This is a genomic window from Micromonospora rubida, assembly GCF_009908295.1.
Lineage (GTDB): Bacteria > Actinomycetota > Actinomycetes > Mycobacteriales > Micromonosporaceae > Micromonospora > Micromonospora rubida.
Window position 1 is genome coordinate 151,066 of the sequence record NZ_JAAALO010000001.1, and the last position, 22,723, is coordinate 173,788.

Below are 22,723 nucleotides of genomic sequence, written 5' to 3' on the forward strand. Positions count from 1 at the left end.
TTTCAACGTTCTTACTCGCAGCGACGTGACTTAATCTGACAGTCGCAGCGATTATCCGAATTGTTCGCCGATGCGCGTCGTGTCCGGACATGATCAGTGCGGGGCCGGGAGCTGGCCACCCAGCCACCGGGCCGCCGCCATCGCCGCCCAGGAACAGATCTCGACCAGCGTCTGGTCGTCCGCGCCGACCAGCCGGCAGCTACGCAAGACCCCCGGGTCCACCTGGTAGGAGGCGAAGGCCACCAGCAGGGCCAGCCGGCCGACGGGGCGCTGCTTCTCGGACAGCCCACCGACGAGCTCCTCCACCCAGTCCCGGCTGATCCCCCGCGGACCGCCGCGCCAGCCGACCAGGTTGACCAGCACCAGGTCGCGAACCGCCTCGGGCACCGAGCGGCGTCCCGCCTCGTCGATCGCGGCGCAGGCCCGGCCGAACGCCTCCGCGATCGCCGGGCTGCCGGCCGCCCAGGACAGGTCTGCCGGCAGCGGCGCGGCCGGCAGCAGGTCCAGGGACCTGCCCGGATCGTGCGGGCGCCGCGACGCGCTCATCATCGCCCGGCCGAGCACCCGCAGCACCATGGGCAGGGCGACCTCAGGCACCCCCGGTGGCAGCGGCACGTCGCGCAGGAACACGTTCACCACCCGATTGAGGTAGTGCAGCAGCACCGCCACCCCGGCCAGCTCCGGCATCTGGGCCGCGGGGAACGGCGGCCGGTCCGGCCGGGTCCGCCCGTCCGCGGGCATCGCCCAGGCGACGACCTCCTCCAGCGCCGCCGCACCGACGTCACCTTCCGGGCCTGGTCGGGTGGGCCTGTCGGGGCCGGCGCCGCCGCCGAGCAGGTCCAGCGCGTTGTTGTGGATGGTCGCGCAGTACGGGCAGGCGTTGCCCAACGAGACCGCGGTGGCCACCGCCTCCTTGGCCGCCCGCGGGGCGGCGCCGGGAACGACCAGCGTTTCCCGGAGCAGCATCCACGCGGCAGCCAGCACCTCGGGAGCCGGCGCATGCAGGGCCACCGGCGGCGCGAGCACGCCGAAGTCCCTCTCCACCTGCTTGTACACCTCGGCCACCAGGCCACTCGCCCGACCCCGACGCACCGCGTCGACGTATCGGATCTGCGTCAACCCGAGCGCGCCCAGCACCGGTCGCAGCACACTTGCCGGCATCACGTACCTCATCCATCTCTGTGAATTGAATACAGGCTATCGGCGAAAAGTGCCTTCATCCAGTACTCAGTGCGGTCGAACCGCGCCGTCGGTTCATCCGGGGACGGCTGCAGTAGGCAACCTGGGAGAGCCTCGGACCTGCGGAGACGTGCCATCATGGGCCAGCGGAATCGCTGCCCGACCGCCGTCGTCGGCGTTTCCGTGTCGCCCCGCAGCCCCGTCGGAGATGGCTGCGGCCGGTGCCGACAGCGCTCCCACTTCGTTGCGGGGCGCAATGTCGCGCGGCCGGCCCGACGTCGCCCGAGCAACGAGGAGAAGGCTCATGGAAACGACGACGAAACAACCGGGAGTCAGAGTCCCGATGATTGACGAGGATCAGGCGGAGGGACGCACCGCCGAACTCTACGAAGAAATCAAGGCGGTCACCGGGCTGCCGTTCGTGCCCGACATGTTCCGGCTCACCTCCACCAATCCGCGGCTGCTCGCGGTGGTGCTCGCCGGATACGGCGGCGTCTTCGGTGGTGACACGCTCCCCCGACACATCAAGGAACTGATCTCGGCCTGGACGTCCAAGCTCAACGGCTGCCCATACTGCGTCGGGACGCACAGCTGGTTCCTCAGCCAGTTCGGCGGCAGCGACGAACTGCTGGAGGCGGTGTCGGACGCGAACACCGCCGAGGAGTTGCCGGTCGACGAGCGCACCATGCCGCTCATGCAGCTGGTGACGAAGGTGAGCACCGGCGCGTACAAGATCACCGACGCGGACTGGGCGAAGGCCGCCGCCGCCGGCTGGAGCGACGCCGAGATGCTGGAGGCGGTCTTCTGCGCCTGCCTGTTCGCGTTCATCAACCGGTTGGTCGACGCCACCGGTCTGGGCTCCTCCGTCGACCGCAGCCGCATCGCGCGGCTGTCCGACGAGTGACTCCCGGCCGGGAAGGGATCTCATCATGACCCAGTCACGCGCAATCCTGCTGACCGGCGCCTCGTCGGGCACCGGCATGTCCTCGGGCAGCGGCAAGGCGACCGCGTTGCGGTTGCACCGGGCCGGCTGGCCGGTCTACGCCACCGGGCGCAACCTGGAGGCCCTGGCCGACCTGGCCGACGAGGGCATCACGGTGCTCTATCTCGACGTCAACGACGAGGAGTCGATGGCCGCGGCGGTCAAGCGGATCACCGACGAGCACGGTGCGGTCGGCACCCTCATCAACAACGCCGCGTACAGCCTCAACGGCACCATCGGCGAGACCCCGATGGACCAGGTCCGCGCCCAGTTCGAGACGAACGTCTTCGGGCTGTGCCGGCTCACCCAGATGGTCCTGCCCGGCATGCGCGAGCAGGGCGGCGGGCGGGTGATCATGATGTCGTCCATCTTCGGCATGTTCGCCACCCCCGGCCGGGGCTACTACCAGGCCACCAAGCACGCGCTGGAGGCCATCAGCGACTCGCTGCGCCTCGAGGTGGCTCCCTTCGGCATCAAGGTGGTGGTGCTCCAGCCGGCGCCCATCCTCGGTGGCTTCGTTCCCGACAGCGTCTCCGACCTGGGCATGGACTCGCACGAGAACCCCGCGCTGTACCGGGACTTCTGGGAGCACTTCGTCGACTGGCACCAGGCGTACCGGCTCAGCGACAACCCGCCGCTGCGCGGCAAGATCGCGGTCCGGGCGGAGAACGTCGCCAAGGTCCTCGAGACGGCGGTCTCCACCCCGAACCCGCGCATCCGCTACCGGCTCGGCATGCCGCCACGACTGCTGCCGAAGATGCGGGCGATGATCGGTGAACGCGGGTGGGAGAAGTTCGTGCGCGCGTTCTTCCCCGTCCCCTGACCGCGGGCACGAGCGGCGCCGACGGATGTCGTCGGCGCCGCTTTCCGTTGCCCCGGGTGCCGTCACGTCGGGCCGCCCGTCAGGTCTGCGGGTCGAGGCGCAGGGACGCGGCCCGCCCGCCGCGCGGACGCAGCCACAGCAGGGCGAGGGCCACGGCCAGCACCGCGCCGTCGATGACCAGCAGGAAGGCGCTGAATCCGTCGATGCCGTGCCCGTGCCCGACCACCACTTTCTCGCCGGCCTGGCGGGCCGCGTCGTCCAGCGGGGCCGGCGCGACGCCGGTGCCCACGCTGAACCGGTGCGCCCCGGTCGCGGTCGACCCGTCGGTGAAGGTGACGTGGTACGCGATCGTGTAGTCGCCGGCGGCGCCGATGCTCACCGGCAGCCGCAGCCGCGTGGAGCCGGCCTTGGTCGGCTCGCCGTCGGTGACCGTCCGGCTCTCGACGTCGAGCACCGCGACGTGTGACTGCCCCTCGTCGACGCCGGCGTCGAAGTCCAGGGTCACCTCGGCCGGCGCGGCGGTGAGCACCGCGCCGGCCGAGGGGCCGGCGGAGACCAGGCCGCCGTCGGCCCGAGCCGCGCCGGGGGTGAGCGCGAGCAGCCCGGCGACCGCCGCGACCACGGCCGCGACGGCCGCCCGTCGACGGCCGCCGGACGGGAGGCTCAGCTCACGCGGCATGGGGCACGACGGACTGGCTGGAGACGCGGTGCACGATGCAGCTGCACGTCATCAGCTCCTGCTCGCGCCGGTTCGGCCGCAGGTGCAGGTACATCGCGACCACCATCGGGATGAACACGATCGAGTTGTAGAACAGGTGCAGCTCGACCCGCGGCAGCACCAGCTGAAGGATGCTGGTCGGCACCTTCTGGCCGAAGAACATGGTGCCGCTCTGCACCTGCCACAGCAGCATGAAGTGCTCGATGTGGTGCCAGAACTGGATGGCCAGCGCCACCACCCACCAGGTGTGGGCGCGGCCGACGAAACCGCGGCGCAGCGCGAAGAGGAAGACCAGCATCACGATGGCGTAGCCGTAGTGCAGCCACTCGGAGGAGACCAGCCAGGGATAGAACTGGCCCAGCACCCCGCGCGCCTGCGGCCGTGGCGTGCCGAGCACCCAGATCTGGTACGCCTGGACCAGGTGCTCGGCCCAGTGCGCCAGCACGATGATGAGGAAGCCGTTCAGGGCCGCCTTGTGATGGGCTCCGTTGAGCCGCGCGAGCAGCCCGGACGACGGAGCGGCGGTAAGGGGTTGGGTCATCTTTAGGCACCTTCCGTGAAAACGCGAGGGAGTCCGCCGTACGACCCGTGGGAACGGGGACAGCGGCTTGCCGCGAAGCTAACCGCCTATCCTGTTCCACGGTTCCTCCAGATTGCCCAGTTGCTGTCGGCAATCTGCCTGTTCCCGGCGCCGCCGAGTGACCACTCAGGACACCAGCCAGTTGGCGTGGAACCCGCTGGGCACCCGGCCCGGCAGGTGCACGACGGCGACCGGCGGGCCGGCGAAGTCGCCCGCGTCGAGCACGACGAGGTCGCTGCGGTCGGTCCGGCCGTCGTAGACGTAGGTCAGCAGCCAGCCGTCGTCCTCTGCGGACAGCGGCCCGCGCGGGACGAACACCGCCTCCCCCGCCTCGCGGTGCGGCCCGAAGTCGTGCACCGCGACCTCCCGGCGCACCATGTCGTGGCGCAGCAGCGCCGAGCCGCCCAGCACCCCGGCCCCGGACTGCATGGCCACGGTGTAGGCGTACCGGTGCGGCATCGTCTTGCGGCGGTCGTCGATGCGGGGGAACTCCTGCGGGATGTCGTCGAGCTGCTCGGCGCCGACGGTGCCCCGGGTCAGGTCCAGCGTCCACCGCCACAGGGTCGGGGCGGACTCGCCCGGGGCGTGCAGGTCGCGGTCGAAGACGCGGTCGTAGCGCACCACGTCGACCACGCACCGGTCGTCGACCTCGTAGGCGTTGACGGGGTGGAAGACGTAGCAGGGGTCGACCTCGAACCAGCGCACGTCGGCGCCGCGTCCCTCGCGCGGGAGCAGCCCGAGCCGGGCCGGCCGCTGCGGCGACCACGCGTACGGGAAGCGCGAGCCCGCCCGGGCCAGCGCCGGGTTGAAGGTGACCGGCAGGTCGAACAGCACCGAGTGCCGGTCGGTCAGCGCCAGCGAGTGCATCAGGGGCGGGCCGGACACCTCGATCCGCTCGCTGCGGCGCACCCGCCCCTCGGGGGTCAGCACGAGGTGCTCGACGTACGGCAGCTCGTGGTAGTAGGCGACGGCGAACAGCTCTCCGGTGACCGGGTCGCACTCGGCGTGCGCGGCGAAGCCGTGCGGCAGGGTGGCGTCGAAGTCGATCCGGGCCACGGAGTCCAGCTCGTCGTCGAGCTCGACGGGCAGCACCCCCGCCTCGCCGAGGGCGAGGATGCGCCCGCCGTGCCGGATGACGTTGGCGTTGGCGTTGTCGGACAGCCCGTGCCGCGGGCCGGGCAGGGCGAGCTCGCCCAGGGCGCGGGTGGTGCGGTCGGTGCGGATCCACCGGTTGCGATACCACAGCGCGCGGCCCTCGCGCAGGCGCACCCCGTGCGCCATGCCGTCGCCGACCAGGGCGTGGCCGGGCCGGTCGCCGGCCATCGGGTTCGGCCCGATCCGGACGAAGCAGCCGTTCAGCTCGGCGGGCAGCCGGCCGGTGACCGCCAGGTCGAGCTCGGTCGCCTCGGCGGCGACGGGGCGCCGGCTGTCGTGCTGGGGCAGGGTCTGGGGGGCGAGGGCGACGACGCTCATTGGGGCCTCCACGAGCTGGCGCGATCTTTTGGGATATCGCAGTTACGTAACAGCGTTACTTCATCGAAGGTACGCCGGGCGTGAGATCATGTCAACGTGAGCCCGCGCCGGATCGACCCTCAGTTGGCCACCACCCTGCTGGAGGCCGCAGCCCGACTGCTGGCCGAGGAGGGCGCCGCCGGCCTCACCACGCGCCGCCTCGCCGCCGCTGTGGGCACCTCGACCACGGCCGTTTACACGCACTTCGGCGGCATGGACAACCTGGTCCGGGCGATGGTGCACGAGGGCTTCGCGCGGCTGCACCGACGGATGTCGACCGTGCGGGCCACCCCCGACGCGGTCGCCGACGTGATGGCCCTCGGGTACGCGTACCGGGCCAACTCGCTCGACCACCCGCAGCTCTACCAGGTCATGTTCGGCAGCGCGGCACTCGGCGGGTTCGCCCTCGCCGACGGCGACCGGCAGCACGGCAAGTACACCCTCCAGCCACTGGTGGACGCGGTGGCCCGGGCCACCGAGCAGGGCCGGTTCCGCGCCGGCGACCCGCTGCTGGTCGCGCAGAACATGTGGATCGCCCTGCACGGGCTGGTCAGCCTCGAACTCGGCGGCTACCTGATCGACCCGTACGACGCCGACGTGTGCTTCGAGGCGCAACTGCGCTCGCTGATGGTCGGCGCGGGCGACGAGTACGAGGCGACGGCCACCTCCCTCGCCCGGGCCCGGCGGCGGCGCTCCCCGCGCTCCTGAGACGCCCGCGTCGCCGGCCCAGACGGCCCAGCGACGGCCTCCTGATGGAACACGCCCCCAGGAACGCCGGGGGCCGGTGAGCAACGGCGGAGAAGCGACGGGCGGAGCCCGGTGTGATGCTCGTGGCGGGTCCCGAGCACGTCTGCAATGGAAGCGCATCCACTCCTGTGGGTCAGCCGACAGGATCGCCAACCCTCCACGTACCGAAGGACGCCGATGATGCACGGAATCGATTATCTCGTGGTCGGGTCCGGCTCCGCCGGAGCCGCGCTGGCCGCCCGGCTGAGCGAGGATCCCCACCGCAAGGTCCTGCTGCTGGAGGCAGGCCCTGACTTCGCCACGGTCGCCGACACGCCATCCGACCTGCTCAACGGCAGCGCGATGTCGATGGACATCCACGACTGGCACTTCCAGGCCGAGATCACCGACCGGCGGCGGATCATCTACCCGCGCGGGAAGGTCACCGGCGGGTCCTCTGCGGTCGGCGCGACCATCGCGCTGCGCGGCAATCCGGTGAACTTCAACGAGTGGGCCGAGATGGGCAACCCGGCCTGGGCCTGGGACGAGGTGCTGCCGTTCTACAAGCGGCTCGAGGACGACCTGGACTTCGACAACGAGTACCACGGCAAGGGCGGCCCCATCCCGATCCGGCGGTTCAAGGGCGACGAGCTGGCCCCGGTGCAGCAGGTGTTCCAGGACGCCTGCCTCAAGGCCGGCTTCCCCGCCATCGAGGACCACAACCACCCGGAGGCCAGCGGCGTCGGCCCGATGCCGTCGAACCGCCGCGGCAGCCACCGGTTCTCCACGGCGATGGGGTACCTGGGCGAGGCTCGCGGCCGGGAGAACCTGGAGATCCGGTCCGGGGTCCAGGTCAACCGGGTGCTGTTCGCCGGCAACCGGGCGCGCGGCGTCGAGGTGGCCAAGCCCGGCGGCGGCACCGAGGTGATCGAGGCCGGCACCGTCGTGCTGGCCGCCGGCGCGGTCAACTCCCCGGCCATCCTCCTGCGCTCGGGCATCGGGCCCGCCGGCGACCTGCGGCGGCTGGGCATCGACGTGCTGCTGGACCGCCCCGGGGTGGGCGCCGACCTGATCGACCACCCGCGCACCGGCGCGTTCATGGTGCCCGAGCCGGGCACGTTCAACACCGACGACGCCTTCCTCCAGATGCTGCTGCGCACCACCGCACCGGGGTCCACGGAGTTCAACGACCTCCAGTACTACATGATCAACCACTTCGACCTGACACTCTTCCCCGAGCTGCAGATGCTGGCCGCAGCGAAGACGATCTTCGGGGTGATGGTCGTGCACCAACGGCCGGAGTCCCGGGGGCGGCTCACCCTCACCTCGGCCGACCCCACCGCACCGCCGGACGTCCTGCTCAACTTCCTCGACACCGAGAACGACATCCAGACCCTCATCGCCGCCGTGCGCCAGTGCTGGCAGTTCATGCAGACGGCGGGCATCCAGGACAAGGGCCAGCGGTTCGTCGTGCTCGGCGAGGAGATGGCCGAGGACGACGAGCTGATGCGCCACTACGTCCGGCTCAGCCTGGACAGCGGCTACCACCCCGTCGGCACCGCCCGGATGGGCGCGGCCGGCGACGAGGGCGCGGTGGTCGACGAGCGGCTGCGGGTGCACGGCATCGAGGGCCTGTACGTCTGCGACGCCTCCGTCATGCCGTCGATCGTCAACTGCAACACCAACCTGACCTCGATCATGATCGGTGAGCGCCTCGCCGACTGGCTCAGGCAGTCCTGACCGGCCGTACCGGACACGGGCGTCCCGCGTGGTGTGAATCCCGCGGGGCGCCCGTCGTGCTGCCCGGCCCCGCCGGCGGCACGGCCTGAGCGCGGCTCCCGGAGCCAGGCCCCGCACCGCGGCACCCACCTGCGCCGCGCGCACATGCCCGTGCCCACACGCCCCGCGAGCGCGAACCCGCCGGACGCCGCACGGGCCGCCCTTGCGGGCGGCCCGTGGAGGCCGACGTATGGCGTACCGAGCCCTCAGCGGGCCGGAGCGGGGCGCGGGTGGACCGCCCCGGGCCGGACAGCGCACCGTCGAACCCGCGCACCACCGCAGCGCGCCGCCGGATCAGCGCGCCGCCGGATCAGTGCGCCGCCGGATCAGTGCGCCGCCGGATCAGTGCGCCGCCGGCCCTGGGGACGCCCCGTGGGCGGGGGCGTTGACCTCGACCGGCGGCGGGAACCGGGTGACGAAGTCGCACACGGTCACGTGGGTCGGCACGATCGTGACCAGGGCCATCTCCCTGGTGTGCTCGCGCTTGCTGCGCTCCCACTCCGGCACGTTGTGCTCACCGATCATCCGGCGGGACGCGTCGATGTGCACCTGGGGCAGCCCCTGCTCGACCTCGATCGAGGCCGTGCCACGGACCAGCATCATCAGCGGTGTGTAGTCGGCGACCGGCGCACCGAGCACCGCCGCGACCTTCGCGCGGGGCTCAGCCGCCATGGTGTCCACGGTGAAGGACACCTGCGGATGCGCCGCGATCGCCCTGACCTTGTACGCCGTGGTCGGGCTGGCGAAGACGAAGGCCCTGCCGTTCCACACGTAGGCGACCGGGACCGAGCGTGGATGGCCGTCCAGCCCCACGTACCCGAGCCGCATCAGGATCGGCGCCTCCAACAGAATCTGCACCACCGGGTCGGTGTTCACCAGGCGCACTATCTCCGGGTAGTCCATGGGTGCCCCTTCGGTACGAGCGGAGCGACGACGGCGGAGACCACGCCCACTCCGTCACGGTGCGCACCCTCCGCCGCGATCCGATCTGCCGCGCCTCCGGGTGGGCATGTCCATACCGACCAATTTAGGCAGGGCGTGGAGGGCTCCCCTTCTCTGAACGTGCCTACCCGAACGAAGGCCCGTCGCCGCGACCGCGGCGACAACGGCGGCGAGGCCCCCGGCGGGTGGTCATCATCGATGAACCATCCGCCGGGAGCCTCGCCGGTCAACGGTCTCGGCACCCGGCCGAGCAAGGTGGGTCAGCCGCCACGGCGGACCCTGGCGCCGGCCCTACACCGGGTTCTCGCTGACGGTGCGCGGCACCGGCACCGGCGCGGGCTGCTGCGCCTCGGGGGTCAGCTCCGGCTCCTGCCGCCCGGTGGCCGACGGCCCGGCGGCGGTGCCCCGGTCGCGCAGACCGAACCAGATCAGCGCCACGGACACCAGGATCACGACGATCTGCACCTGCATGGCGAGGTGGACGCCGTCGAGCACGTCGGTGCGGGCGGCGACGATCGCCCCGAAGATCGGAATGCCGATGGTCACCGCGATCTGCTGGGCCAGGGTGGCCAGGCCGGTCGCCAGGCCCTGCTGCGAGTCTTCCAGCCCGGAGGTGGCGGTCACCGTGTAGGCGACGACGGCCGTGACGTGCCCGAAGTACATCAGGAACAGCGACGGGACGATCAGCAGGAGGCTCGGGGTGGTCGAGGTGCCGGTCAGCAGCAGCGGGACGGTGGTCAGCCCCTGCACCAGCAGGCCCACGGCGAGCACGTTGCGGTAGCCGTAGCGCCCGATCATCCGGCCGGCGATGACGCCCGCGACGACGGCCACCAGGCCCGGCACGCCGAACACCAGGCCGGTGGTGAACGGCTCCAGCTTGAGCACGTCCTGCATGTAGAGGGTGAGGCCGAAGTTGATGCCGCTGGCCATCACGAAGGCGACCATGCCGCCGAAGTTGCCCCACTTGATGTTCGGCCGGTTGAGCAGGGTCAGCGACACCAGGGGCGCCTTGGCCTTCAGCTCGACGAACCAGAAGGCGGCGATGAACACCGCGCCGACGGCGAGTGCGATCCAGTTCTGCATGCTCACGCCGTAGACCAGGGCGAGCAGGCCGGCGGTGACCGTGACGGCGCCCGGCACGTCCAGCTTGACGCCGGCCGGACGGACGCTCTCCTTGATCACCAGCGGGGTCAGCACCAGGATGGCGACCGCCACCGGCACGTTGATCCAGAACGCCCAGCGCCAGTCCAGGGCGCTGACGAGGCTGCCACCGACCAGGGCGCCGATGGTGAAGCCACCGGAGAGCAGCGCGCCGTTGAGGCCGAGCACCCGGGCGCGGGCCCGCTCGTCGGACACGGTCGTGATCAGCAGCGCCATCGCGGCCGGGATGGCGATCGCGTTGGCGAAGCCCTGCAGCACCCGCGCGCTCAGCAGCATCGTGGCGTTGGTGGCGAAGCCGCCAAGCAGCGAGGCCACGGTGAGCAGCGCGATGCCGGTCAGGAACAGCCGCCGTCGGCCGAACAGGTCGGCGATCCGGCCGAACAGGAGCGTGAAGCCGGCCGCGGGCAGCGCGTACGCGCTGGCGACCCAGGGAAGGTCGGCCAGGCTGAGCCCGACGCCCTCGCCCATCCGCGGCAGGGCCACGTTGAGGATGGAGAAGTCGACCGACAACATGAACTGCGCACCGAGCAATACGAAAAGGGCAAGTTTCTGCGCGGAGCTGAGCTGCTCCGACGTGCTCTGGTTCTCCGCCATGACCACAAACACTAGGTAGCCACGGTCGGGGTACCCATCTCCCTGCCGTGCGTACCACTGGCAGTGGCACCCTGCGCACCCGCCGTGGCGGCCCATCCACACGCTACCCCGCCCCGGCCCTCTTCGAGCTTGCTCTATTTATCACCTGGCGAGGAGGGCCGGTCGCCGGCCGCCCGGTCGATGTCGCACCCGGGCGGCCGGCCGGGCCGTCAGTCGACGAGAACTCCACACCCGACGGTGGTGATCGATCCGGTGAGCCCGCTGGACAGGTCCGAGGCGAGGTACACCGCGGTGCCGGCGACGTCGGCCAGGGTCACCGCCCGGCCCAGCAGCGGATCGGGCATGCCGGGCTTGGCGGCCAGCATGTCCTCCAGCGTCGCCCCGTTCGCCTCAGCCGCGCGCCGCCACGTGTCGCGGACGTACGAGCCGTGCCGCACGCTCTCCGGGATGGCATCGGGCCGCAGGCAGACCACCCGCACCCCGAACTGGCCCACCTCCCCGGCCAGCTCCCGGGAGAGCGACTCGATGCCGGCGCAGGCCACGCCGAACCCACCCGAGGGCATCGGCGCCCGGGCCGCCGACGTGGACAGGATGACGATGGCCCCGGAGCGCTGCTCGACCATCCGCCGCGCCGCCGCCGTGGAGGTGAGGAACTGGGTGCGGACGAAGGTGTTCATCGGCATCAGGAAGTCGTCCAAGCCCAGCTCGCGCAGTGGGACGCCCTGCACGTGGTCCAGGCCGACGGCGTTGAACGAGACGTCGATGCCCCCGGCCTGCTCGACGACCAGCGCCGCGTGCTCGTCGACCGACTCCTGGTCGAGCGCGTCGACCTGGTGGGCGTACGCCCGGCCGCCCTCGGCGGTGATCTCCTTGGCGAGCATCTCGACCCGGTCGAGGTGACGTCCGGCCAGGTAGACGGTGGCGCCCTCGCGGGCGAAGGCACGCGACACCGCGCCGCCCAGCGCGCCCGCGGCGCCGTAGACGATCGCGGTCCTGCTCTCCAGCAACATGTCTGATCCCCTCGTCGTGGACCGGGCCGGCGGTACCGGACCGGGTTCGTCAGACCGACGGGCAGCCCTTGGGAAAACATACATTTTCTGGTGCTTTATTTTGCTTGGTCCCGGGGCGGGCCGGTCACCTCCGCCAGCCGCCCCCGCAGGTACCGACGCTCGGCGTCGTTGCCGGCCAGGTCGAGCGCCCGCCGGTACGCCCCGGCCGCCTCGCCGCGCCGGTCCAGCCGGCGCAGCAGGTCCGCTCGGACGGCCGGGACGAGGTGGTTCCCGGCCAGCTCGCCCGAGCGCTCCACCTGCTCCAGCAGCGCCAGGCCCCGCTGCGGGCCGTGCGCCATCCCGACCGCCACCGCCCGGTTGAGCCGCACCACGGCCGACGGCGCCAGCTCCACCAGCTCGGCGTAGAGCCCGGCGATCTGGGCCCAGTCGGTGCGCGCGGCGTCCGGGGCGGTGGCGTGACAGGCCACGATCGCCGCCTGGACCTGGTACGGGCCGGGCCGGCCGCGACGCAGCGCCAGGTCCAGCAGGCCCAACCCCTCGGCCACCCGGCCCCGGTCCCACCGCCGGCGGTCCTGCCGTTCCAGCGGCACCAGGTCGCCGTGGGCGTCGGTCCGGGCGTCGCGCCGGGCCTCGTGCAACAGCAGCAGCGCGAGCAGGCCGAGCGTCTCCGGGTCGTCGGGCAGCAGCCGGGCCAACAGCCGGCCCAGCCGGACCGCCTCCGCGCACAGCCCGCGCCGCACCAGGTCCGCGCCGGCCGTGGCCGCGTACCCCTCGGTGAACAGCAGGTACAGCACCGCGCGCACCGCCGTGGCCCGCCCCGGCAGCTCGGCGGCCGGTGGCAGCTCGCAGCGCAGGCCGGCCTCGCGGACGCTGCGCCGGGCCCGCACCAGCCGCTGGGCCAGAGTCCCCGGCGGGACCAGCAGGGCGCGGGCGATCTCCGCCAGGCCGAGCCCCACGACGGTACGCAGGGTCAGCGCGACCTGCGACGGCAACGACAGCGTGGGGTGGCAGCAGGTGAAGATCAGGCGTAGCTGGACGTCCCGGATCAGGGGCGGCACCGCCGGCAGTTCGTCGTACGCCGGGAGGACGGCCGCCGCCTCGCGCAGCCGGGCGGCGCGTACGGTCTCGTGGCGCAGCCGGTCGACGGCCCGGTTGCGCGCCACGGTGGTCAGCCAGGCCCCGGGCCGGCGCGGCACGCCCTCGCCCCGCCAGCGTTCCAGCGCGGCGGCGAACGCCTCCTGCACGCAGTCCTCGGCCAGGCCCCGGTCCCGGGTGAGGTCGACCAGGCCGCCGACGAGCTGGTGGTACTCCCGGCGGAACGCGCCGGCCACGGCGGCGTCGACGGTGAAGGTCACCGGGTCCAGACCGGCCTCACCTCGATGGCCCCCAGCTCGGCGAACGGGTGCAGGGCGGCGAGCTCGGTCGCCTCGTCGAGGTCCGCGCAGTTCAGCAGGACGAACCCGCCCACCTGCTCCCGGGCCTCGATGAACGGCCCGTCGGTGACCAGCGTGCCCTCGGCCCGGGTGCGGACGGTCCGGCCGGCGCGGCCGGGGCGCAGCCGCTGCCCGCCCGCGAACGCCCCCCGCCGGCGCACCTCGTCCAGCCAGGCCCGGTGCCGGGGGTGTTCGTCGATCTCCGCCGGGCTCAGCTCGCCGGTCTCGTCGTGAAAGATCACCAGTGCGTACTCCACGGTCCCCCTCCCAGGTCCGCGCAATACAACGACGGGGGGACCGGGACAGACGCGACCACCCGGTCTTTCACCGGATCGGGGGACATCCCGGTCGATGCCGCACACGGGGCGTCGGGTCGTGGTAGGGGCAGCACGCAGGGAGAAGCGGGGCACCGTCGGCTCGGCCAGTCTTGGATCAATCCATGCCCGCCGAGGAGGCACCCCATGCGTCAATCACAGGTCACCGTCAACGGTGTCGACATCGCATACCGTGAGCTGGGCGAGGGGCCGCTGGCCCTGCTGGTGCACGGCTTTCCCTTCACTCCCGGCACGTACCGGCACCTGATGCCGGCGTTGGCCGACGCAGGCTACCGGGCCGTGGCCCCGTGGACCCGCGGTTTCGCCCCCAGCGCGGTCCCACCGCCGGGCCGCGAGCACCTCGCCGACCTGGTCGCCGACGTCAACGCCCTGCACCAGGTCCTCGGCGGGGACGAGCGGGCGGTGCTGGTGGGGCACGACTTCGGGGCGGCCACCGCCTGGGGCGCGGTGGCACAGGAGCCGCAGCGGTGGTCGCGGCTGGTCGCCTGCGACGTGCCGCCGTTCCAGTTCTTCGGACCGCTGGTGCTCAACCCGCGGGGCATCGACGTGCAGACGCACTTCTGGTTCTTCCAGATGGCCGCCGCCGACGAGCTGGTCGCCGCCGGCGACCTGGGCTACCTGGAATTCATGCTGAACAAGTACACGTCGGACCACTACGACGTCAGCGAGGACCTGGCCGCGATCCGGGCCGCCCTCGGCACCCCGGAGAACCTGCGCGCCGCGCTGGGCATGTACCGGACCACCTTCCCCGCCGCGACGTTCGGCAGCCCTCAATGGGCGGCCGAGCAGGCCGCGCTGTGGGGCGCCCTGCCGAGCCAGCCGACGCTGAGCGTCTTCGGCGCCCAGGACGTCAGCTTCGCGATGAACGAGGAGGTCCTCGCCCGGATCGTCGAGGCCCTGCCGAAGGGCTCGGCCGGCGTGCTGGTCCCCGATTCCCGGCACGTCCCGCTGACCGAGCAGCCCGACGTCACCAACGGCCACATCCTGCGGTTCCTGGCCGAGACGGCCTGACCGGTCCGGACGGCTCACCGGGTCCCGGCCGGGCGCGGCGGATTCCTGTCCCCGCCCGGCCGGAAACCTGTTGGTACTTCCACGGTGGGTACCACTGACAGTGTCAGGATGGTCCGTCATACTGAGTCGCATGAATCCGCTGGGCGAGTTCCTCCGATCGCGACGCGGTGTCATCCGGCCGCAGGACGCCGGCCTGGCCCGCTACGGCGAGCGCCGGCGGGTCTCCGGGCTGCGCCGCGAGGAGCTGGCCCAGCTCGCCGGGGTCAGCGTCTCCTATTACACCCGGCTGGAGCAGGGCCAGGCGCACAACGTGTCCGACGAGGTGCTCGACGCGGTCGCCCGGGCGTTGCAGCTCGGCGGTGACGAGCGGGCGCACCTGTTCACGTTGGCCCGCCCCGGCCGGACGGCGCCCGAGCGGGCGGTCCGGGCCAGCTCCGCGCCGCCGGCCCTGCGCCAGATGCTCGCGATGATGCCCGACGTGCCGGCGATGGTGCTCAGCGCCGCGACCGACGTGCACACCTGGAACCCGCTGGGCCACGCCCTGCTCGCCTGGCACCTCGACGAGGCGCCCAACATGAGCCGGTCGGTCTTCCTCGACCCCCGGATGCGCGAGCTGTACGCCGACTGGCCGGGCAAGGCCCGCTCCGTGGTGGCATACCTGCGGATGGCCGTGGGCCGCTACCGCGACGACCGCCGGGTCGTCGGGCTGGTCGAGGAGCTGCTGTCACGCAGCCCGGAGTTCGCCGGGATGTGGGCCGAGCACCCGGTCAGCACCTGCGAGACGATGACCTACGACATGGCCCACCCGGTGGTCGGCGCGCTGACGGTCAACCAGCACACGCTGCGGCTGGAGGAGGCCCCGAACCTGATGCTCGTGACCTTCACCGTCGAGGCCGGCTCGTCGTCGGCGGCGGCGCTGCGGATGCTCGGCGGCATCCCCCGGCAAGTCACGGCCCCGGTGCCGGCCCAGCGGCAGAGCGTCGCCGTCCCCTCCTGATCCCCCACGCGCGACGGCGGCCGGCCCCGGCGACGGCCGAAGCCGCCGGCCGGGAACCGGCCGCCGCGGACGGTGGGGTGCCGCCGCACCCCACCGCGCCGCCGTCACTGCGTCGCGGCCTCCGTCGGCTGCTGCGCGGCCGGGCTGTCGTGGCGCACCTGGAACTTGTTCACACCGGTCCACCAGTTCTCGCCCGGGTTGGCGGCCTGCTCGGCGTCGTAGCGGTCGTGGTGCCGCCACCAGTCCCACGGGTGGGCCAGCTCCTCCTCCTGCCGGCCCAGCGGGGTGACGTCGAGGTAGTTGTAGGTGTTGATGAACACCTCGCCGCCCCGGTCGAACACCGAGCTGGCGTGGAAGATCTTCTCGCCGTCGCGGATGAAGGAGCTGACCGCCGGCAGCTCACCCTTCTCCATGGTGACGTTGAAGTCGTAGTTGAAGTCGCTGCCGTACGAGGAGACCCACGGGATGTGGCTCCAGCCCATCCGGGCCTTGAACTTCTCGATCTTCTCCAGCGGGGCCCGGGCGATCATCACGAACGAGGTGTCCCGAGCGTGCATGTGCGACAGGTCCCCGACGTTGTCGGCCTGCATCGAGCAGCCGACGCAGCCCTCCTTCGCGTCCGGGGCGAACATGAAGTGCCGGACGATCAGCTGGCTACGCCCCTGGAACAGCTCGAGCAGCGTCACCTCACCAGTGGGCGAGGCGAACACGTACTCCTTTTCCACCGGCACCACCGGCATGGCCCGGCGCGCGGCGCTGAGCTGGTCGCGGGCGCGAGTGAGCGCCTTCTCCTCCTCCAGCAGCCTTTCCCGGGCACTGGTCCATTCCTCACGCGAGACGATCTGCGGAAAACTCATCGTTCCTCCCTCAACGGTCGCCGCCGGCGCACACGAAGACCGGGCGACACCTGCGACCCTGACACGGCCACGGAGGGGCCGACTTCTCCGCTCGTGCCCTCTTCACCGGCCTGATCCGTGCGCCGGCAACGAGCAATCCGGGTATCGGCAACGAGCAATCCGGAAGAGGTCGCGGCAGCCGGGATGTGACAGCGTCGATGGCGCTTGGCAGACAGGATTCCGGCCGATCCGGTCGCCCGTTGAGGAGGACACGTGCCCACGATCACCGAAGCACCCACCCGCGAGGAACTCGTGCAACGCGCCGCGGATCTCGTCCCGCTGATCCGCAAACACGCGGCGTGGCAGGAGGAGAACCGTCGCCTCCACGATGAGACGGTCGCCGCGATCGAGGAGGCGGGGCTGTTCAGGCTCCGCACGCCCCGCCGCTACGGCGGGTACGAGGTGGACACCCGCACGCTCGTGGCGGTCGCCACCGAGCTCGGCCGGGGCGACGCCAGCACCGCCTGGGTCACCTCCGTGCTGTGGATGCCCACCTGGCTCGCCGGCCTGTTCCCCGACGCGGCCCAGGACGAGGTGTTCGCCAACCCCAACACCCGGGTGTGCGGCACCAACAGCGTCGGCGGCACGGCCGTCCCCACCGACGGGGGCGTCGTCGTCAACGGCAGCTGGCACTTCATCAGCGGGGCGCACCACGCGCAGTGGCAGGAGATCGCCGCGGTCGTACTGCGCCCGGACGCCGAGCCGGAGCCGATCATGGCGCTGATCCCGATCGGCAGCCTGGAGATCATCGACGACTGGCACACCACCGGCCTGACCGCCACCGGCAGCGTCACCACCGTGGCCCGGGACGTGTTCGTGCCGAGCAGCCACATCATCCCGATGAGCGCGGCGATGATCCCGCAGGGCCTGTCGCAGGGCAACGCGGACTCCCCCGTCTGGCGCACCCCGGCCGCGCTGAACGCGGCGGCGTCCGGCGTGGGCACGGCGGTCGGCGTGGCCAAGTCCGCGCGCGACGAGTTCCTCGACCGGCTCCCCGGCCGGGGGATCACCTACACCGACTACGAGAACCAGAGCGAGGCGCCGGTCACCCACCTGAAGATCGGCACCGCCCTCATGAAGATCGACCAGGCCGAGTTCCACGCGTACCACGCCGCCGACCTGGTCGACAGCAAGGCGGCCAGCGGCGCGGAGTGGACGCTGGAGGAGCGGGCCCGGGTCCGCGCCGACCACGGCTGGGCCACCCGGTTGGCCAAGGAGGCGGTGGACATCTTCGCCTCCGCCAGCGGCGGCTCGTCCATCTACCGTGACGTGCCGATCCAGCGGATCGCCCGGGACATCAACGCGATGAGCCTGCACGGGCTCATCAACCCCGACACCAACACCGAGCTGTACGGCCGGGTCGTCTGCGGCCTGGGCCCGAACACGCTCTTCCTCTGAGCTTTCCCCGACGTGGCGAGCCGCCCGGCGCAACCCCCCGCCGGGCGGCTCGTCGCACTTTTCGGCGTCAGCCCAGCGCGGCGACCCGGGGCCGGAACTCGTCGATCAGCTCCGGCGGCGCGGCGAGCACCCGGCTGCCGGCCACCTCGACGGCCGCGCCGGCCTCGGTGGCGATCACCAGGCCGGCCGCCCAGTCCCAGCGGAAGGCGCGATCCTCGACGTACGCGTCGCAGCGCCCGGCGGCCACCCAGCACAGGGCCAGCGCGGTGGAGCCGAGCATCCGCACCCCGCGTACGTCCCCGGCCAGGTCGGTGACGACGGCCGCCTGCACCCTGCGGTGGGCGACGTCGTACGCGTACCCGGTGGCGAGGATGACCTCGTCGAGGGCCGTGCCGGCGGGCCGGGCCAACCGGGTGTCGCCCAGGTACGCGCCCCGGCCCAGGGCCGCGTGGAACAACTCGTCGTGCACCGGGTCGAGGACCACCCCGACGAGCGGCTGCCAGCCGTCGGCCGTCTCCTCCTCGCAGGCCACGCTGACGCACCAGAACGGCATCCCGGACACGTAGTTCACGGTGCCGTCCAGCGGGTCCAGCACCCAGCGCAGCCCGGAGCGGCCGACGTGGCCGCTGCCCTCCTCGGCCAGGATGCCGTCGTCGGGCCGGCGGGCGCGCAGCAGCTCGACGACGAGCGCCTCGCTGGCCCGGTCCGCGTCGCTCACCGGGTCGGTGTGGGCCGTCTTGTAGTCGACCCGGCCGTGGTCGCCGAAGCGCCGCAGCAGCTCGCGCCCGCCGAGCCTCGCCGCCTCCTCGGCGACCCGTCGGCAGTCGTCCAGCTCAGCGTCACTGACCATCGCGCTCTCCTCGCCGGGTTCGGGGCCGGTCATGATCGTCGCACCGGAGCGGGCCGGGCACCACTCGCCCCCGTAGACCCGGTCCTCAACGGCGCAGGCGGCGGGCGCAGGGGCCGTCATGGTCGGCGCGCAGCAGGCAGCGCCGGCCGCCGCCGGGCATCCGCCGGTCGCAGAAGACCCGGTGACGTACGTTCTGGTCGTCCTCGGTGGACACGGTGGTCTCCCCCGGGTCGGCGTGCGGCAGCACGAGCAGCCACCGACCGACCAGCCGGGCCAGCCGCTGCGCGGCGGCCAGGTCGACGGCGACGACGGGCAGGTGGATGACGTACCGCCGGGTCACCGGCACCGGTCCGGGTCGGTGGACGGGGCCTCCTCGCGGCGCAGCGCGTACGTGAGCCGGGCGGCCTCCCGCCGGCTCGCGCCGAGCGCGGCGTAGGCGCCGGCCAGGTCGGCGGCGACCCGGTCGAGGAAGGCGTACACGTCGTCGGGGTCCAGGCCGCGGCGTCCGCGCCCGGCGGGCCGGAAGCGGCGCTCACGCACCTGCCACGGCAGCAGGCTGGTGTACGCGGAGGAGCGGTACGTCGCTCCGCCCAGGTGATCCGGACGCTGGTTGCGCAGGCTCATCCGGCTCCGTCCTCTCGGCTGTCGGTGGGATGGCTGGGGCGCGCGGCGGCCGGCGCCGGGGGGATGGTCCGGCCGCCGCGTCGGGAACCAGCATGGGCCGGCCTCCAGCGGAATGGCAACGACCTGAACCGCCATTTCTCCGCATTCCGTTGACTTTCTTTCCCGTGAGCTGTAGCAGTTACGGGAAGGGCCACGTCCGGGTAACAGAAATGCACAGCACGTCACCCGGAAACGTCGTGGCGGGACACCCATCGTCGCAGGTGGACTGTAGTGTCGGGGAAGAAGCAACCAACCGGCGACGCACCCGCAAAACAATCATCGGCGGCGATCGCCGCATGTTTCAGCAATGGCATCCGGATGTAACAAAATGCAACGCGGAAAGGAGCCGAGAGCCGATGGCCGAGGACATGGGATCGACCGTGCCCCGACGACAGTTGGGGCGGGCCCTGCGCGAGTTGCGCACCGAGGCCCGCATGACGCTGGACGGCGCGGCGGAGGCGGTGCAGTGCAGCCGACAGAAGATGTGGCGCATCGAGACCGGCCTCGGCGCGGTCCGGGCGGTTGACGCCCGGGCGCTGTGCGAGTTGTACGGGGCGACGCCCGAGCTGACCGCCGCGCTGACCGGCCTGGCCGGCGAGACGAAGGCGAGCGGCTGGTGGCACTCGTACGGCCTCGCCATCCCGGACTGGTTCGAGATGTACGTCGGGCTGGAGTCCGCTGCCTCACGGCTACGCGGCTACGACGAGTCGTTGATCCCGGGCCTGCTCCAGGTTCCCGCCTACACCCGGGGCGTCTACCAGAACCGGTCAGGCATGGGTGACGAAGAGTTCGAGCAGGTCCTCGAAGTCAGACGCCAGCGGAAAGGTCTCCTGACCCGGAGGCTGCCCAAGGCCCCACATCTCCAGTCGGTGCTGTCCGAGGCGGTACTGCTCCGATGCGTCGGCGGGCCGGCAGCGATGGCGGAACAGCTTGGGCACCTGCTTGAGCTTGCCGACCTGCCCAACGTCTCCATTCGCGTTCTGCCGCTGGCTGCGGGGGCGCACTACGGCACGCTCGCAGGGACCTTCATGATGCTCGACTTCCCGCTGGCCAACCGGGTGACGCCAGAGCCCTCGGTCGTCTACTGCGAGTCGCTGACCGGCGCGCTCTACCTCGATCGGCCTGAAGAACTCGCGACCTACGAACGAGTGTGGGCGAGCCTCGATGCCCTGTCCCTTGATGAGGAACAATCCAAGGAACTGATCAACAAGATCACCGTGGAGGTCCACCATGGCTGAACTGACCAACGCCCAGTGGCGCAAGAGCACCCGCAGCGGCGACAACAACGGCGCCTGCGTCGAGGTGGCCGACAACCTGTTCGGCGTCGTCGCCGTGCGGGACAGCAAGGACCCGGCCGGTCCCGCCCTCACCTTCTCCCCCACCTCCTGGTCCGCCTTCGTCCGGTCGGCGAGGTCGGCACGCTGAGGTCGTACCCCGAGAGAGAGCGCGCCCGGCGGAGCCCGCCGGGCGCGCTCTTCTGTTTTCCCGGAAGGTCGTGCGCAGGTACTGGCTGAGGGCTGTCAGCAATCCGTCTGTCCGCGCCGTCATGCAGGCCAGCCCCACCGCCGCCCCGAAGGGGGCAGCATCGACGTCGTTGCATCCCTACGAGGCGGGCCGATGCTCGGTAACATCAGCGTCCCGTTCGTGACCGTCAGCCGGGGAGGTTGCACGGCGTGGATCCGCGACGCCCGTTCGCCGGCCGAGCGGCTGCTGTCCCACGCGGGTCCGTTGGCGATCTCATAGCGGGCAGGTGAGAGATGTCGGCCATCGTCCTCGTTCGGCATGTCGAAACCGAGAAGAACCGCAGCGACATCCACGGCGCATCCGCACTGGACACGGTGACGCCCGACGGCCACCGTCAGGTGGAACGGCTGGCCGTCGCGATTCGCACCAGCGCGGTCGCGGTAGCCGCCGTCGTCGCCACACCCACCCCGCAGGCTGTCGCATCGGCCCGGCTGATCGCGGCGGAGCTTCACCTGCCGTACGAGGGCGAGCTGGCATTGCCCGCCGTCGACCTCGGGGTGGCGGGCGGCCGGTCCGGCGACGAGCTGCGGGGCGTCCACCCCGAGGCTCATCGGGCGCTCGACCTGTTCCGAGCACGGGTGATCAGCGCCGGGGAGCTGAGGATCCGCGGAGGCGAGGACGCGTACGCCCTCGAACGGCGGCTGACCAACTGGTGGCGGACCGAGGGGCGGACGCGCTGCCCCAACCGCCTGGTCGTGGGTAGCAACTCCACCGTTCTCATGATCGCGCATCTACTCAACGGGATCCTGCCCACCGACCCGCGCTACCGCTGCCTGGCCACTCCCAACGGCACCGCGCGTCTCTGGCGCGGCGACGGCGACAGCTGGAACTCCGCTCCTTCGTTTCCCGGCGACTCGTGGCCCGACCTCGAACAGTTGCGACTGCCCTCGCCGGGCGGCTCGGTGGCCGTGACCAGGCATGCGCCGAGCTGGGTGCCCAGCGAACACCGCATCGTCATCGTGCCCGGCTACTTCGGCAGCTCACGGCACGGGCCGTACGGGCTCTACAACCGGCTGGCCCGGGCGTGGGCATGGCAGGGCTTCGAGACGTTCACCATCGACCCACTCGGGTCGGGCGATTCGACCGCCGTCTTCCGCGACTTCACCTCGGAGGTGCGGTCCGTGGAGATCGTCAGCGAGTGGGCCGCCCGACGGTCCGCCTCGCTGCTGCTGGTGGGACATTCGATGGGCGGCGCCACCGCGCTGCGGGCCCGGGAGCGGGCGGGGGCCACCGGGTGGAAGGTCTGGTGCCTCGCGCCGCTGTGCAGGCTGGCGGATCTGGTCAGGGTGTTCCTGTCTGCTGATCAGCTCGACGAGCTACGGAGGACCGGGCGGACCTACCGGCACGGCTTGGAGCTGCGCCAGGACATGATCGAGGAGTCCGGCGCGGCCTGGGACGAGCACTCCAAGGACGTGGACGGCGTGTGGATCGCCGGAGACGACCGCTACACGGCGGGCATGGACCTCTCTCCGATTCCCGCCACCAGGACCCACATCATCGACGGCGCTGACCACAACTTCTCGACCAACGACAGCCTCCCCCGCTTACTCACGTCCACCGGCGTCCTCCTCGCCGGGCTGGCCGGACCGATGCCCTCCACCGAGGGCTGA

23 protein-coding genes are annotated in these 22,723 nt (G+C 71.8%); 10 read left to right on the plus strand and 13 right to left on the minus strand.

The genetic code is table 11. The annotated features are described in order from the left end of the window. Positions 1-93 precede the first annotated feature (93 nt). Positions 94-1,173 (minus strand): carboxymuconolactone decarboxylase family protein, encoded by a 1,080-nt coding sequence (locus GVV04_RS00720; protein WP_235965525.1) that lies wholly within the window; start codon positions 1,171-1,173, stop codon positions 94-96. Between the two features lie 349 nt (positions 1,174-1,522). Here GVV04_RS00720 and GVV04_RS00725 point away from each other — a divergent pair, with 349 nt between their 5' ends. After that, positions 1,523-2,083 (plus strand): carboxymuconolactone decarboxylase family protein, encoded by a 561-nt coding sequence (locus GVV04_RS00725; RefSeq protein ID WP_235965526.1) that lies wholly within the window; start codon positions 1,523-1,525, stop codon positions 2,081-2,083. A 25-nt stretch (positions 2,084-2,108) separates the two neighbouring features. After that, positions 2,109-2,984 carry an SDR family NAD(P)-dependent oxidoreductase gene (locus tag GVV04_RS00730; protein WP_161683777.1) on the plus strand — a complete coding sequence of 292 codons (876 nt, stop codon included), beginning with the start codon at positions 2,109-2,111 and terminating at the stop codon, positions 2,982-2,984. Between the two features lie 79 nt (positions 2,985-3,063). Here GVV04_RS00730 and GVV04_RS00735 read toward each other — a convergent pair whose 3' ends face one another. The 3 genes from GVV04_RS00735 to GVV04_RS00745 all read right to left on the minus strand — a co-directional run bounded on the left by GVV04_RS00735 (position 3,064) and on the right by GVV04_RS00745 (position 5,755). Then, positions 3,064-3,663: a copper resistance CopC family protein gene (locus tag GVV04_RS00735; protein WP_161683778.1), complete on the minus strand. Its 600-nt coding sequence runs from the start codon at positions 3,661-3,663 to the stop codon at positions 3,064-3,066. Beyond that, on the minus strand, positions 3,653-4,243 hold the full coding sequence (locus GVV04_RS00740; protein WP_161683779.1) for a hypothetical protein: 591 nt from the start codon (positions 4,241-4,243) through the stop codon (positions 3,653-3,655). Before GVV04_RS00740 ends, GVV04_RS00735 begins: the two co-directional genes overlap by 11 nt. Positions 4,244-4,408: 165 nt before the next feature. Continuing rightward, the gene (locus GVV04_RS00745) at positions 4,409-5,755 is read right to left on the minus strand and encodes a carotenoid oxygenase family protein (RefSeq protein ID WP_161683780.1); all 1,347 of its coding nucleotides are present in this window, start codon (positions 5,753-5,755) and stop codon (positions 4,409-4,411) included. 96 nt (positions 5,756-5,851) lie between these two features. On the opposite strand from GVV04_RS00745, the gene GVV04_RS00750 reads away from it, so the two are divergent. Next, entirely contained in the window at positions 5,852-6,502 is a 651-nt protein-coding gene (locus GVV04_RS00750; RefSeq protein ID WP_161683781.1) for a TetR-like C-terminal domain-containing protein, read from the plus strand. A gap of 219 nt (positions 6,503-6,721) precedes the next feature. Next, positions 6,722-8,260, plus strand: coding sequence for a GMC family oxidoreductase (locus GVV04_RS00755; protein WP_161683782.1), 1,539 nt, complete (start codon positions 6,722-6,724; stop codon positions 8,258-8,260). 381 nt (positions 8,261-8,641) lie between these two features. Here the strand turns inward: GVV04_RS00755 and GVV04_RS00760 are convergent, their stop codons facing one another. From GVV04_RS00760 to GVV04_RS00780, 5 genes are all read right to left on the minus strand, one after another. Further along, entirely contained in the window at positions 8,642-9,202 is a 561-nt protein-coding gene (locus GVV04_RS00760; protein ID WP_161683783.1) for a pyridoxamine 5'-phosphate oxidase family protein, read from the minus strand. Between the two features lie 330 nt (positions 9,203-9,532). Next, positions 9,533-10,996, minus strand: coding sequence for an MFS transporter (locus GVV04_RS00765; RefSeq protein WP_201752775.1), 1,464 nt, complete (start codon positions 10,994-10,996; stop codon positions 9,533-9,535). Positions 10,997-11,205: 209 nt separating this feature from the next. Then, positions 11,206-12,006, minus strand: coding sequence for an SDR family NAD(P)-dependent oxidoreductase (locus tag GVV04_RS00770; protein WP_161683785.1), 801 nt, complete (start codon positions 12,004-12,006; stop codon positions 11,206-11,208). 95 nt (positions 12,007-12,101) lie between these two features. After that, positions 12,102-13,361, minus strand: coding sequence for an RNA polymerase sigma factor (locus GVV04_RS00775; protein WP_161683786.1), 1,260 nt, complete (start codon positions 13,359-13,361; stop codon positions 12,102-12,104). Beyond that, a complete protein-coding gene (locus tag GVV04_RS00780) occupies positions 13,358-13,696 on the minus strand; it encodes a YciI family protein (protein WP_161683787.1) in 339 nt (112 codons plus the stop codon). The genes GVV04_RS00775 and GVV04_RS00780 overlap by 4 nt, the downstream gene beginning before the upstream one ends. A gap of 204 nt (positions 13,697-13,900) precedes the next feature. Here GVV04_RS00780 and GVV04_RS00785 point away from each other — a divergent pair, with 204 nt between their 5' ends. Both GVV04_RS00785 and GVV04_RS00790 read left to right on the plus strand, forming a co-directional pair. Further along, a complete protein-coding gene (locus tag GVV04_RS00785; RefSeq protein WP_161683788.1) occupies positions 13,901-14,785 on the plus strand; it encodes an alpha/beta fold hydrolase in 885 nt (294 codons plus the stop codon). Between the two features lie 130 nt (positions 14,786-14,915). Then, positions 14,916-15,782 (plus strand): helix-turn-helix transcriptional regulator, encoded by an 867-nt coding sequence (locus GVV04_RS00790; RefSeq protein ID WP_328822141.1) that lies wholly within the window; start codon positions 14,916-14,918, stop codon positions 15,780-15,782. Between the two features lie 104 nt (positions 15,783-15,886). On the opposite strand, the gene GVV04_RS00795 is transcribed toward GVV04_RS00790, so the two are convergent. Further along, complete coding sequence (locus GVV04_RS00795; RefSeq protein ID WP_161683789.1) at positions 15,887-16,639, minus strand: DUF899 domain-containing protein; 753 nt, start codon at positions 16,637-16,639, stop codon at positions 15,887-15,889. 252 nt (positions 16,640-16,891) lie between these two features. Between GVV04_RS00795 and GVV04_RS00800 the strand changes: the two genes are divergently transcribed. Further along, on the plus strand, positions 16,892-18,076 hold the full coding sequence (locus GVV04_RS00800; protein WP_161683790.1) for an acyl-CoA dehydrogenase family protein: 1,185 nt from the start codon (positions 16,892-16,894) through the stop codon (positions 18,074-18,076). A gap of 67 nt (positions 18,077-18,143) precedes the next feature. Here the strand turns inward: GVV04_RS00800 and GVV04_RS00805 are convergent, their stop codons facing one another. From GVV04_RS00805 to GVV04_RS00815, 3 genes are all read right to left on the minus strand, one after another. Further along, entirely contained in the window at positions 18,144-18,926 is a 783-nt protein-coding gene (locus GVV04_RS00805) for an inositol monophosphatase family protein (RefSeq protein ID WP_161683791.1), read from the minus strand. An 85-nt stretch (positions 18,927-19,011) separates the two neighbouring features. Continuing rightward, entirely contained in the window at positions 19,012-19,266 is a 255-nt protein-coding gene (locus tag GVV04_RS00810; RefSeq protein WP_161683792.1) for a hypothetical protein, read from the minus strand. Further along, positions 19,263-19,550: a DivIVA domain-containing protein gene (locus GVV04_RS00815; protein WP_161683793.1), complete on the minus strand. Its 288-nt coding sequence runs from the start codon at positions 19,548-19,550 to the stop codon at positions 19,263-19,265. Before GVV04_RS00815 ends, GVV04_RS00810 begins: the two co-directional genes overlap by 4 nt. A gap of 395 nt (positions 19,551-19,945) precedes the next feature. Between GVV04_RS00815 and GVV04_RS00820 the strand changes: the two genes are divergently transcribed. The 3 genes from GVV04_RS00820 to GVV04_RS00830 all read left to right on the plus strand — a co-directional run bounded on the left by GVV04_RS00820 (position 19,946) and on the right by GVV04_RS00830 (position 22,723). Continuing rightward, positions 19,946-20,827, plus strand: coding sequence for a helix-turn-helix domain-containing protein (locus tag GVV04_RS00820; protein WP_161683794.1), 882 nt, complete (start codon positions 19,946-19,948; stop codon positions 20,825-20,827). Next, positions 20,820-21,014, plus strand: a complete 195-nt coding sequence (locus tag GVV04_RS00825; protein ID WP_161683795.1) for a DUF397 domain-containing protein — start codon at positions 20,820-20,822, stop codon at positions 21,012-21,014. Before GVV04_RS00820 ends, GVV04_RS00825 begins: the two co-directional genes overlap by 8 nt. A 332-nt stretch (positions 21,015-21,346) precedes the next feature. Beyond that, positions 21,347-22,723, plus strand: coding sequence for an alpha/beta fold hydrolase (locus GVV04_RS00830; RefSeq protein ID WP_161683796.1), 1,377 nt, complete (start codon positions 21,347-21,349; stop codon positions 22,721-22,723).

Coding starts and splice junctions, on each gene's coding strand:
- GVV04_RS00730 (WP_161683777.1), top strand. CDS start 2,109: ATGACCCAGTCACGCGCAATCCTGCTGACCGGCGCCTCGTCGGGCACC.
- GVV04_RS00720 (WP_235965525.1), bottom strand. CDS start 1,173: ATGAGGTACGTGATGCCGGCAAGTGTGCTGCGACCGGTGCTGGGCGCG.
- GVV04_RS00805 (WP_161683791.1), bottom strand. CDS start 18,926: ATGGTCAGTGACGCTGAGCTGGACGACTGCCGACGGGTCGCCGAGGAG.
- GVV04_RS00760 (WP_161683783.1), bottom strand. CDS start 9,202: ATGGACTACCCGGAGATAGTGCGCCTGGTGAACACCGACCCGGTGGTG.
- GVV04_RS00770 (WP_161683785.1), bottom strand. CDS start 12,006: ATGTTGCTGGAGAGCAGGACCGCGATCGTCTACGGCGCCGCGGGCGCG.
- GVV04_RS00755 (WP_161683782.1), top strand. CDS start 6,722: ATGCACGGAATCGATTATCTCGTGGTCGGGTCCGGCTCCGCCGGAGCC.
- GVV04_RS00765 (WP_201752775.1), bottom strand. CDS start 10,996: ATGGCGGAGAACCAGAGCACGTCGGAGCAGCTCAGCTCCGCGCAGAAA.
- GVV04_RS00795 (WP_161683789.1), bottom strand. CDS start 16,639: ATGAGTTTTCCGCAGATCGTCTCGCGTGAGGAATGGACCAGTGCCCGG.
- GVV04_RS00820 (WP_161683794.1), top strand. CDS start 19,946: ATGGCCGAGGACATGGGATCGACCGTGCCCCGACGACAGTTGGGGCGG.
- GVV04_RS00815 (WP_161683793.1), bottom strand. CDS start 19,550: ATGAGCCTGCGCAACCAGCGTCCGGATCACCTGGGCGGAGCGACGTAC.
- GVV04_RS00825 (WP_161683795.1), top strand. CDS start 20,820: ATGGCTGAACTGACCAACGCCCAGTGGCGCAAGAGCACCCGCAGCGGC.
- GVV04_RS00725 (WP_235965526.1), top strand. CDS start 1,523: ATGATTGACGAGGATCAGGCGGAGGGACGCACCGCCGAACTCTACGAA.
- GVV04_RS00745 (WP_161683780.1), bottom strand. CDS start 5,755: ATGAGCGTCGTCGCCCTCGCCCCCCAGACCCTGCCCCAGCACGACAGC.
- GVV04_RS00830 (WP_161683796.1), top strand. CDS start 21,347: ATGTCGGCCATCGTCCTCGTTCGGCATGTCGAAACCGAGAAGAACCGC.
- GVV04_RS00740 (WP_161683779.1), bottom strand. CDS start 4,243: ATGACCCAACCCCTTACCGCCGCTCCGTCGTCCGGGCTGCTCGCGCGG.
- GVV04_RS00790 (WP_328822141.1), top strand. CDS start 14,916: ATGAATCCGCTGGGCGAGTTCCTCCGATCGCGACGCGGTGTCATCCGG.
- GVV04_RS00735 (WP_161683778.1), bottom strand. CDS start 3,663: ATGCCGCGTGAGCTGAGCCTCCCGTCCGGCGGCCGTCGACGGGCGGCC.
- GVV04_RS00785 (WP_161683788.1), top strand. CDS start 13,901: ATGCGTCAATCACAGGTCACCGTCAACGGTGTCGACATCGCATACCGT.